Origin of the sequence: Arenimonas malthae CC-JY-1, assembly GCF_000747075.1 — a bacterium.
In the GTDB taxonomy this organism is placed as follows: domain Bacteria; phylum Pseudomonadota; class Gammaproteobacteria; order Xanthomonadales; family Xanthomonadaceae; genus Arenimonas; species Arenimonas malthae.
This window is the reverse complement of sequence record NZ_AVCH01000123.1, coordinates 22,083-32,612: the sequence shown is the minus strand read 5'-3', so window position 1 is coordinate 32,612 and position 10,530 is coordinate 22,083. Positions and strand designations below refer to the sequence as shown.

Sequence of the window (10,530 nt, the reverse complement as noted above, 5' to 3'; positions counted from 1 at the left end):
CCGCCAGGTCGTCGCGGCGCGCGGCGCGACGCAGGGCCTTCAGCAGCGGGCCCTCGGGCAAGGCGCCGGTGGCGGCCACGGCCGGCGACTCCGCGACGGGCGCGCCGGCCGGGCGGTAGAGCGTGTAGCCCATCGCCGACAGCATGGCCCGCTGCGCCGGGTTCCAGCTCATGCCGCGGCCTTCTTCCGGCGCGCCAGCACCCACAGGCCATAGGCCGGGCCCGACAGCGCATACGCCAGCGCCAGCGCGAACAGGCCCTTGGCCTGGGCGATGAACAGCACGGCGATGGTGACCACCACCAGCGCCATCACGAAAAACGGCACGCGTCCGCCCTTCGGGAACCCCTTGAAGCTGAAGTACTTCACCCGGCTCACCATCAGCAGGCCGGCCGCCACCGTGACGCCCAGCGCCAGCCAGCGCAGGCCCTGGCCGCCGTAGCCAAAGGTGTTCATGGCCCAGACGAAGGACACCACCAGGCCGGCCGCGGCCGGGCTGGCCAGGCCGATGAAGAAGCGCTTGTCGGTGGAACCCACCTGGGTGTTGAAGCGCGCCAGGCGCAGCGCGGCGCAGGCGGCGTACAGGAAGGCGGCGGCCCAGCCCACCTTGGCCAGCACCGGGCCGTCGGCGCGGAAACCCACCAGGGCCCAGTGGTACATCACCAGCGAGGGCGCCATGCCGAAGCTCACCAGGTCGGCCAGGGAGTCGTACTGCACGCCGAAATCGCTGGTGGTGCCGGTCATGCGGGCCACCCGGCCGTCCAGGCCGTCGAACAGGGCGGCCACGAACACGGCGATGCAGGCGTTCTCGAAGTTGCCGCTGGCGGCGGCCAGGATGGCGTAGAACCCGGCAAACAGCCCGCCCGTGGTCAGCAGGTTGGGCAGCAGGTAGATGCCGCGGCCACGCGCCGGGCCGGTGTCTTCGGTGGGTTCCATGGCGCCAGTGTAGCGGCTCGCCGGAGCCGCCCATAGCCTCGCCTTGCGGGGTCAGGGCGGTGGTGGTATCACGGTCGCACGAACGCCCCCGGAGGCCCGCCATGTCCCGCCACGCCCTGCTGCTTGCCCTGTCCGCCGCCCTGATGCCGGGCCTGGTTTCCGCCGAGGACACCACGGTCTACAAGTCCAAGGGCAAGTCGGGCGAGACCGTGTATTCCCAGATCGAAACCGAGGACGCCAAGGCGCACCGCGTCGGCACCTCCGAGCCCGACGCGCCCCCGGCCGCCGCCGCCGAGGCCCCGGCCAAGAGCCCGGCCGAACAGGCCTGCGACCGCGCCAAGGCCAACTACGAGCTGCTGGCCTCCGACAAGCGCGTGCAGTTCGACCGCGACGGCGACGGCAAGCCCGAGGAAATGAGCGCCGAGGAGCGCGCCAGCAACCGCGACATGGCCAAGCGCCAGGTCGACGCCTACTGCACGCCGGCCGCCGAAGGCCAGTAAGCCGCGCCACGGGGGGCCGGGCGGCCGTTACAATGGCCGACCCACCCAAGCGGCCCGGTTCCCCCGATGCGTCTTTCCCAGTTCCACCTCAACACCAGCAAGGAAACCCCCGCCGACGCCGAAGTCGTCAGCCACCAGCTGATGCTGCGCGCCGGCATGATCCGCAAGCTGGCCGCCGGCCTGTACACCTGGAGCCCGCTGGGCCTGCGCGTGCTGCGCAAGGTGGAGGCCATCGTGCGCGAGGAAATGGACCGCGCCGGCGCCATCGAGATGCTGATGCCGTCGATCCAGCCGCGCGAGCTGTGGGAGGAAACCGGCCGCTGGCAGAAGTTCGGCGGCCAGCTGCTGAAGATCAGGGACCGCAAGGACGGCGAGTTCTGCTACGGCCCGACCCACGAGGAAGTGGTCACCGACTTCGCCCGCAACGAGCTGCGCAGCTACAAGCAGCTGCCGGTGAACTTCTACCAGATCCAGACCAAGTTCCGCGACGAGATCCGCCCGCGCTTCGGCGTGATGCGCGCGCGCGAGTTCCTGATGAAGGACGCCTACTCCTTCCACCTGGGCACCGAAAGCCTGCGCGAAACCTACCAGGCGATGTACGACGCCTATTCGCGCATCTTCACCCGCCTGGGCCTGGTGTTCCGCGCCGTGAACGCCGACACCGGCGCCATCGGCGGCAGCGCCTCGCACGAGTTCCACGTGCTGGCCGACTCGGGCGAGGACGCCATCGCCTTCTCCGATGGCAGCGACTACGCCGCCAACGTCGAGATGGCCGAGGCGATGGCGCCCGGCGCCCGCCCCGCCGCCGCCGAGGCCATGCGCGAGGTCGAAACGCCCTGGCAGCGCACCTGCGAGGAAGTCGCCAAGCTGATGGGCATCGCGCTGGCGCGCACCGTGAAGTCGGTGGCCGTGGTGGGCGAGCAGGGCTTCGTGCTGGCGCTGGTGCGCGGCGACCACGTGGTCAACGAGATCAAGCTGTCGAAGGTGCCGGGCCTGGCCGAGTTCCGCCTGGCGACCGAGGCCGAGATCAACGAGCACCTGGGCTGCGAGCCCGGCTTCATCGGCCCGGTGAAGCCCGCCAAGGCCATCACCGTCATCGCCGACCGCACCGTGGCGGCCATGGCCGATTTCGTCGTCGGCGCCAATCGCAAGGGTTTCCACCTTGCCGGCGTGAACTGGGGCCGCGACCTGCCCGAGCCGGCGCTGGTGGCCGACCTGCGCAACGTGGTCGAGGGCGACCCCTCGCCCGACGGCAAGGGCACGCTGCGCATTGCCCGCGGCATCGAGGTGGGCCACGTGTTCCAGCTCGGCCAGAAGTACGCCGAGGCGCTCAAGGCCACCGTGCTCGACGCCGAGGGCAAGGCCCAGGTCATGCACATGGGCTGCTACGGCATCGGCGTGTCGCGCATCGTCGCCGCCGCCATCGAGCAGAACTTCGACGCCAACGGCATCTGCTGGCCGGCGCCGATGGCGCCCTGGCAGGTGGCGGTGTGCATCATCAACCCGAAGAACGACCCGGCCGTGGTCGAAGCCGCCGACGCGCTCTACGCCGAGCTCCAGGCCGCCGGCCTGGAGGTGGCCATCGACGACCGCGGCCTGCGCCCGGGCGTGATGTTCGGCGACATCGAGCTGATCGGCATCCCGCACCGCGTGGTGGTGTCGGGCCGCGGCCTCGAGGCCGGCACCTTCGAATACCGCGCCCGCCGCGCCGCCGACAGCGAGAACCTGGACCGCGCCGCCCTGTGGCAGCGCCTCGGGCTGGCGTAAGAAAACCGCGCGATACCCGCCCGCGGGTTTCGCGAAAGGTTTCAACGGGTTTACCATCGGGGTTTCCGGGCAACTGCCTGGAAACCCCGTTGTCATTTCAGGAACCCAAGGAAACCCATGAGCATCAACCTCGATGGCCTGTCGGCCAAGGAACTCCAGGCCCTGATCGCCAAGGCCAGCCAGCGCAAGAAGACCCTGGCCAAGCGCAAGCCCATCGCCGCCGTGCGCAAGAAGCTGGTGTCGCTGGCCAAGGCCGAGGGTTACACCGTGGACGAGCTGTTCGGCACCGGCCGCATGGTGCGCGAAAAGGCCGGCGTGGCCGCGAAGAAGGCCCCGGCGCGCAAGTCCGCCGCCAAGGGCGCCAAGGTGCCGCCGAAGTACCGCAACCCCGCCGACCCCACCCAGACCTGGGCCGGCCGCGGCATGCCGCCCAAGTGGCTCGCCGCCGAACTCGCCCGCGGCCGCAAGCTCGAGGACTTCGCCATCGCGAAGTAAGGGCGGGTCAGATATTCCGCCGCGACGGCACCAGCAGGTTGCCGAACAGCAGCCCCGCCACCAGCGCGATCAGCGCCGAGAGCAGGGCGAAGGCGGTGTCCAGGCCAAGGATCACGTCGCGCTCCATCACGAAGTTGAGGCTGCGGAAACCCACGCTGCCCGGCACCAGCAGGATGATGCCGGGCACGCGCACCAGCGCGCCCGGGCGGTTGCGCCAGCGGCCGTAGACATTGCTCAGCGCCGCCACGCCCATGCCGGCGAAGAAGGCGCCGCCGGCGAAGTTTTCCGAGGCCAGGCCCAGCACCTCGCCGCCCAGGCGGGTGAGCGCGTAGCCCAGCAGCACCGAACCCATCACCAGCGGGTAGTCGCGCCGCGAGGCCTGGAACAGCACCGCGAACGCGAACGCCGCCACGCCCAGCGCCGCCAGCTCGGCCACCACCGGCAGCGGCTGCGCCGCCGCCTCCTGCGGCACCCAGCCCAGCAGCCGCACCACCTGCATGGCGGCCACGGTGCCGAAGGTGAGCTTCATCAGGATCATCAGCGCGCCGGCGAAACGCGCCGTGCCCGACACCAGGTGCTGGGCCGACAGCTCGCTCACGGCGTTGGTCAGCATCAGGCCCGGCATCAGCACGATCAGCGAGGCCACGATGACCGTCTTGAACGACAGCGGCTCGATGAAGGTGGCCACCGCCGCCGCCAGCAGCGTCGCCACCATCGCGGCGATGGCCTCCAGCGCCTCGCCCAGCCGCGGCCGGCCGCCAGCCAGCACCGCCATCACGCCGATGACCAGGCCGATCACGCCGGACGTGACCACGCCCGCCAGGCCCGCGCCCAGCAGCGCCGCCACCGCCGCCGCCGACAGGCCGAAGCTGAAGGCCGCCAGCGCCTGCATCCGGCGCGTGCCGGGGCGGTCGAGCGCCTTGAGCGCGGCCAGGCCGTCGGCCGGGGCCAGGCGGCCGGCCAGCACGTCTTCGGCGATGGCGTCGGTGGCGGCCAGCCGGGCCAGGTTCTGTTCGCCCGGGTCGAGCCGGATCACGCGGGTGATGCCGTTGTGCTGGCCACGCACCGGGTCGGCGAAGCTCAGGATCATGCCGGTGGGGTTGGAGAAGATCTCGCAGTCCAGCCCCAGCCGGTGCGCCACCGCCTCCACCGCGGCCTCGAGGCGCTGGGCGGTGGTGCCGTACACGTGCAGGCGCGTGGCCAGTTCGGCCACGAAGTTCGCCTGGGCCTCGTAGGTCGCCTGGCTGGTGAGGACGGGGGCGTTCATGGGCCGGAAGCATGGCACAGGCCGCCGCGCGGGCGCAGCCGGATTTCACGCCGGGCCGCCGCGCCGGCTATGCTCTGCGCTGGCCCCGACGGACGCGCCCCCGCGCAATGAGCGAAGCGCCACGCATCGACACCAGCGAACGCCACCCGGGCATCCTCAGCGCCCGCGGCGACTGGACCCTCGCCAACGCCGCCCAGCTGCTGGCGCTGATCGAGGCGGCGCCGGCCTCGGCCGACGACATCGACGGCCGCGACATCCGCCGGCTCGATTCCGCCGGCGCCATGATGCTCTCGCGCTACGCGGTGAAGGTCGGCCTGGGCCTGGCCACGGTGGAAGTGAAACCCGAGCACCGGCCGCTCACCGAGACGGTGCGCGCCATCTGCGAAAACCCGCCGCGCGTGGTCCGCAAGGACTACGGCGTGCAGGAAATGCTGGCCCGCATGGGCTTCGCGGTCGAGGACTACACCCGCGAGGTGCTGGCCCTGGTCGGTTTCCTGGGACTGACCCTCAAGACCGCGCTGGGCGTGCTGCTGCGCCCCGCCCGCTTCCGCGCCACGCCCACCATCCACCACATGGAGCAGGTGGGCCTCGACGCGGTGCCGCTGGTGGTGCTGCTGAGCTTCATGGTCGGCGCGGTCATCGCCTTCCTGGGCGCCACGGTGCTGCGCGACTTCGGCGCCGAGATCTTCGTGGTCGAACTGGTGGGCATCGCCTTCCTGCGCGAATTCGCCGTCCTGCTCACCGCCATCCTGCTGGCCGGCCGCACCGCCAGCGCCTTCACCGCGCAAATAGGCGCCATGCAGAGCGGCGAGGAGATCGACGCCATCCGCACCCTGGGCCTGGACCCGGTGGAACTGCTGGTGCTGCCGCGCTTGGTGGCGCTGCTGGTGATGCTGCCGCTGCTCACCTTCCTGGCCATGGTCGCGGGCATCGCCGGCGGCATGGCGGTGAGCGTGGCCAGCCTGGGCATGAGCCCGGACATGTTCCTGGCCCGCCTGCAGGAAACCACCGAGCTGCGGCATTTCTGGGTGGGCGTGTCGAAGGCACCGGTGTTCGCGGTGGTCATCGCGCTCATCGGCTGCCTGGAGGGCTTCCAGGTCAAGGGCACGGCCGAGTCGGTGGGCGAGCGCACCACCTCCAGCGTCGTGCAGACCATTTCGCTGGTGATCCTGCTCGACGCCTTCGCCGCCATGTTCTTCATGGAGATGGACTGGTGAGCGACGAACTGCCCGCCGGCGACGGCCCGGCCATCCGCGTGCGCGGCCTGCGCAACACCTTCGGCGAGCAGGTGGTGCACGAAAACCTCGACCTCGACGTCCGCCGCGGCGAGATCATCGGCGTGGTCGGCGGCTCCGGCACCGGCAAGTCGGTGCTGATGCGCGCCATCCTGGGCCTGCGCGAACCCCAGGGCGGCAGCATCGAGGTGCTGGGCGTGGACGCGCTCAGCGACCGCGCGCGCGCCCACGGCATCATCGAGCGCAACACCGGCGTGCTGTTCCAGAACGGCGCGCTGTTCTCTTCGCTCACCGTGGCCGAAAACGTCTCGGTGCCGCTGAAAGAGCACTACCCGGAGCTGCCCGAGGACATGGTGCACGACCTGGCCATGCTCAAGATCCGCATGGCCGGCCTGGGCGAGGACGCCGGCGCCAAGCTGCCCTCGCAGCTCTCGGGCGGCATGCGCAAGCGCGCCGGCATCGCCCGCGCGCTGGCGCTCGACCCCGCCCTGCTCTTCCTGGACGAACCCACCGCCGGCCTCGACCCGATCGGCGCCGCCGCCTTCGACGAGCTCATCCGCACGCTGCAGCGCGCGCTGGGGCTCACCGTGTTCCTGATCACCCACGACCTCGACACGCTCTACGCCATCTGCGACCGCGTCGCGGTGCTGGCCGACAAGCGCGTGCTGGTCAACGCCCCGCTGGCCGAAGTCGAGCGATTCGACCACCCGTGGGTGCAAGAGTATTTCCACGGCCCGCGCGGACGCGCCGCGCAGGCCGCCCTGGCCAAGGAGGCTTGAGATGGAAACCCGCGCCAACCATGTGTTGATCGGCGCCTTCACGCTGGCGGTATGCCTGTTCGCGGTGCTGTTCGCGCTGTGGATCGCCAAGTACACCACCGAGAAGGCCTACGGCGAATACGACGTGGTCTTCCAGGAAGCCGTGACCGGCCTGAGCACCGGCAGCCAAGTGCTGTATTCGGGCATCAGCGTCGGCGAAGTGCGCGCGCTGTCGCTGATGAAGGACGACCCGCGCAAGGTGGTGGCGCGCATCCGCCTGTCGGCCGATACCCCGGTGCGCACCGACACCCGTGCCAAGCTCACCATGACCGGCCTCACCGGCGTGGCGGTGATCCAGCTCACCGGCGGCAGCCCGGGCGCGCCGGCGCTGGAGGGCGGCCGCGGCAAGGACGTGCCGGTGATCCAGAGCGAACCGTCGGCGCTGAAGAACATCGCCGCCACCGCCAACGAGATCGTCGAGCGCGTGAACCGGCTGCTGAGCGAGGAGAACGTCGCCCGCGTCACCGCCACGCTCGACCAGATCAACCAGGTCACCGGCACCCTGGCCGCGGAGCGCGAGGAGATCGCCGCGCTGGTGCGCAACGCCCGCGCCGCCAGCGAAAAGCTCGACGCCACGCTGGCCAGCGCCGACCGCACCATCAACCACCTCGACCAGGGCGTGGTGCAGGAGCTGCCGGCGCTGGTGACCAAGCTCGACGCCACCCTGACGCAGCTCGAATCGGCCAGCCGCAGCGCCGACGCCATCCTGGGCGACAACCGCGAGGCCATCGCCGACTTCAGCCGCGACGGCCTGGGCCAGGTGGGCCCCACCATGCGCCAGCTGCGCTCGCTGATCCGCGAGATCGACGACCTGGCCGACCGCCTTGAAAACAACCCGGCGGGCTACCTGCTCGGCCGCGAACAGCCCGAGGAGTTCGAACCATGACCCGCCGCGCCCCGCGCCTTTTCGCCCTTGCCGCCGCGCTGTCGCTGGCCGGCTGCTCCATCGTCGGGCCCACCGCCGAGGTGCAGATCTTCGCGCCGCGCACCGCCATCACCGCCGACCCGGCCTGGCCGGCGGTGGACTGGCAGCTCAGCGTGTCCACGCCCGACACCCACCAGCTGCTCGATTCCACCCGCATCGCCGTTCGCCCCGCGCCCGACCGCCTGCAGACCTACAAGGGCGCGCGCTGGGCCGACAGCGCGCCGGAGCTGCTGCAGACGGCGCTGGTGCAGGCCTTCGAGGACTCCGGCCGCATCGCCGCGGTGGGCCGCTTCGGCGGTACGCGCGGCGACTTCGGGCTGTTCACCGAGCTGCGCGCCTTCGAAACCGTCTATGCCGGCGGCCGGCCCGAGGTGGTGGTCGAGCTGCAGGCGCGGCTGGTGGCCCTGCGCGGCCAAGGCGGGGTCAGCGCGAAGCGCTTCCGGGTGGTGGTGCCCAGCCAGGGCGAGCAGATCGAGCCGGTGGTGGCGGCCTTCGGCCAGGCCATGACGCAGCTGTCGCAGGAGGTCGTGGGCTGGACCCTGGCCGAGGGCCAGCGCGTGGTCACGGCGAAGGAAGGATCCGCCGGAAAGTAAGGTTGATGCGCGCCGGCACCGGCCTGGCGGTGCGCGGCAGCGCGTGTTTCCACTCGGCCTGGGTGTCGCCGGCCATCAGCAGCAGGCTGCCGTGCGGCAGGTCGATGGCGTGCTTGCGCGCCGGGTCGTGGCGGTGCCGGAAGGCGAAGCGGCGCGTGCCGCCCAGGCTGAGCGACGCGATCACCGGGCGCGGGCCCAGTTCGGGCTCGTCGTCGCTGTGCCAGCCCATGGCGTCGCGGCCGTCGCGGTAGAGGTTGGCCAGCACGCTGTTCATGGCCACGCCGGCGGCGGCGTCGATGCGCGGCCGCAGCGCCGCCAGCGCTTGCGGCCAGGGCCGCGGTTCGAAGCGCACCCGCGAATACACGTAACTGGCGCCCGGGTCGCCGATCCAGCAGCTCAGCCGCGGCGAATCCACCATCCGCCCGAACATCCGTATCCGGTGCGTCTCCCACGCCACCTGCGCCATCAGCGCCTCGAACAACCGGTTCGCCTCATCGGCCGGCAGCCAGCCCGGGATCAGTGCAGTTCCGTCGGGGAGAATCGGTTCGGCCAAGGACGCGCAGTGTTGGGTCTTGAACGCGGATCAGGGCGCAGCGCAACTACTCGCCGGTGTCGGCGACGGAGGCGAGGATGCCGGCGAGTTCGATCAGGCGCAGGTCGCTGCCGGGCGCGCCGACGAGCTGCAGGCCCAGGCCGCCGGGCAGCGGCAGGCTCAGGGCCGGGCAGCCGGCCAGCGAGGCCAGCGCGGTAAGGTCGGCCAGGTTCGCCGGTTCCTCGGCGCCCCAGGCCGGCGGCGGCGAGGCCACGGTGGGCAGCAGCAGCACGTCGAACTGTTCGAACAGGCGCCGCACCTGCACCACGTGGCCGTCCAGGCGGCGATGCGCGCGGGCCGCGTCGGCCGCGCTCTTGCGCAGGGCGAAGTCGAGCAGCCAGCGCAGGCGGGTGGACGCCCCGCCCAGGCGCGCTTCGTGCGCCGCCAGGATTTCGGCTTCCATCAGCAGCAGCGCGGCGCGGCGGGTGGCGGCCACTTCCAGCGGGGCGATTTCCAGCGCCACCGGCAGCGCGCTGCCGAACACCGCGGCCACGCGCGCCATCACGGCGCTGAAGTTCTCCACCACCGCGGCGTCCACCCCCAGCGCGGACAGGTCGGCGACCACGCCGGCCTTGAGTTCGCCCGGCACCCAGTCGGGCGGGGCCAGCGGCACGCGGCGCTTGCGCGAGCGCGGGTCGCCGGCGTCGTAGCCGGCCAGCACCGGCAGCACCAGGCCGATGTCCTGCACCGCGCGGGCCAGCAGGCCCGGGCAGTCCAGGCGGCGCAGCGCCGGCGCCATGCCGCGCGCGCTCAGTTCGCCCAGCGTGGGCTTGTGCCCCACCAGGCCGCAGAAGGCGGCGGGAATGCGGGTGGCGCCCAGGGTGTCGGTGCCCAGCGCCACCACGGCGTGGCCGGCGGCCAGGGCCGCGGCCGAACCACCCGAGGCGCCGCCGGCGGCGCGGTCGGGCAGCACCGGGTTGCGCACGTCGCCGAAGTGCGGGTTGCGGCCGACGGTGCCGAAGGCGGCTTCGTCGAGGTTGGTCTTGCCCAGGAACACCGCGCCGGCGCCGCGCAGGCGCCGCACCACGTGCGCGTCCTGTTCGGCCAGGCCGGGGTGGCCGGGCAGGCCCAGGCTGGTGGGCATGCCGGCGATGTCGAAGGCGTCGGTCACGGCGATGGGCACGCCGTCCAGGCGGCCCAGCGGCTTGCCCTCGGCGCGGCGGTCGTCGCTGGCGCGGGCGGCGGCCAGCGCGCCGGCGGCGTCCACCCAGGTCCAGGCGTTGAGGTGGCCGTCGCGGGCGATGGCGGCCAGGCAGGCGCCGGTCAGCGCCTCGCTGCTGGTCTCGCCCTTGGCGAGGGCGTGCAGCACGCGATAGAGCGGGGCCTGGCGCAGGGCGTCGGGGCTGGCGGTCATGCGTGTCGCATTCCGTGGCGGGACTGCCGCCGAGTGTCCTTGATTGCCCGC

General features: G+C 72.0%; 11 protein-coding genes. 7 read left to right on the top strand and 4 right to left on the bottom strand.

Translation table 11 applies throughout. The annotated features are described in order from the left end of the window. Positions 1-168 precede the first annotated feature (168 nt). Positions 169-933: a CDP-diacylglycerol--serine O-phosphatidyltransferase gene (gene pssA / locus N790_RS05895; protein WP_043801980.1), complete on the bottom strand. Its 765-nt coding sequence runs from the start codon at positions 931-933 to the stop codon at positions 169-171. Between the two features lie 101 nt (positions 934-1,034). Between pssA and N790_RS15195 the strand changes: the two genes are divergently transcribed. The 3 genes from N790_RS15195 to N790_RS05880 all read left to right on the top strand — a co-directional run bounded on the left by N790_RS15195 (position 1,035) and on the right by N790_RS05880 (position 3,695). Next, positions 1,035-1,433: a hypothetical protein gene (locus N790_RS15195; protein ID WP_052385726.1), complete on the top strand. Its 399-nt coding sequence runs from the start codon at positions 1,035-1,037 to the stop codon at positions 1,431-1,433. Positions 1,434-1,499: 66 nt separating this feature from the next. Next, positions 1,500-3,200 (top strand): proline--tRNA ligase, encoded by a 1,701-nt coding sequence (locus N790_RS05885; RefSeq protein ID WP_043801979.1) that lies wholly within the window; start codon positions 1,500-1,502, stop codon positions 3,198-3,200. Between the two features lie 117 nt (positions 3,201-3,317). Further along, the gene (locus N790_RS05880; protein ID WP_043801977.1) at positions 3,318-3,695 is read left to right on the top strand and encodes an H-NS histone family protein; all 378 of its coding nucleotides are present in this window, start codon (positions 3,318-3,320) and stop codon (positions 3,693-3,695) included. Positions 3,696-3,702: 7 nt separating this feature from the next. Here the strand turns inward: N790_RS05880 and N790_RS05875 are convergent, their stop codons facing one another. Next, on the bottom strand, positions 3,703-4,962 hold the full coding sequence (locus N790_RS05875; protein WP_043801975.1) for a threonine/serine exporter family protein: 1,260 nt from the start codon (positions 4,960-4,962) through the stop codon (positions 3,703-3,705). A 107-nt stretch (positions 4,963-5,069) separates the two neighbouring features. On the opposite strand from N790_RS05875, the gene N790_RS05870 reads away from it, so the two are divergent. From N790_RS05870 to N790_RS05855, 4 genes are read left to right on the top strand one after another with little or no spacing between them, the layout of a single operon-like run. Continuing rightward, positions 5,070-6,179, top strand: coding sequence for an MlaE family ABC transporter permease (locus tag N790_RS05870; protein WP_043801974.1), 1,110 nt, complete (start codon positions 5,070-5,072; stop codon positions 6,177-6,179). Beyond that, on the top strand, positions 6,176-6,976 hold the full coding sequence (locus N790_RS05865) for an ABC transporter ATP-binding protein (protein WP_043801973.1): 801 nt from the start codon (positions 6,176-6,178) through the stop codon (positions 6,974-6,976). The genes N790_RS05870 and N790_RS05865 overlap by 4 nt, the downstream gene beginning before the upstream one ends. Position 6,977: 1 nt before the next feature. Continuing rightward, positions 6,978-7,901, top strand: a complete 924-nt coding sequence (locus N790_RS05860; protein WP_043801970.1) for an MlaD family protein — start codon at positions 6,978-6,980, stop codon at positions 7,899-7,901. Next, positions 7,898-8,533 carry an ABC-type transport auxiliary lipoprotein family protein gene (locus N790_RS05855; RefSeq protein WP_043801968.1) on the top strand — a complete coding sequence of 212 codons (636 nt, stop codon included), beginning with the start codon at positions 7,898-7,900 and terminating at the stop codon, positions 8,531-8,533. The genes N790_RS05860 and N790_RS05855 overlap by 4 nt, the downstream gene beginning before the upstream one ends. Here the strand turns inward: N790_RS05855 and N790_RS05850 are convergent. Further along, positions 8,502-9,086, bottom strand: coding sequence for an alpha-ketoglutarate-dependent dioxygenase AlkB family protein (locus N790_RS05850; RefSeq protein WP_084062696.1), 585 nt, complete (start codon positions 9,084-9,086; stop codon positions 8,502-8,504). The genes N790_RS05855 and N790_RS05850 overlap by 32 nt on opposite strands. A 46-nt stretch (positions 9,087-9,132) precedes the next feature. Then, positions 9,133-10,479, bottom strand: a complete 1,347-nt coding sequence (locus tag N790_RS05845) for an amidase (protein WP_043801966.1) — start codon at positions 10,477-10,479, stop codon at positions 9,133-9,135. Between the last annotated feature and the right edge of the window lie 51 nt (positions 10,480-10,530).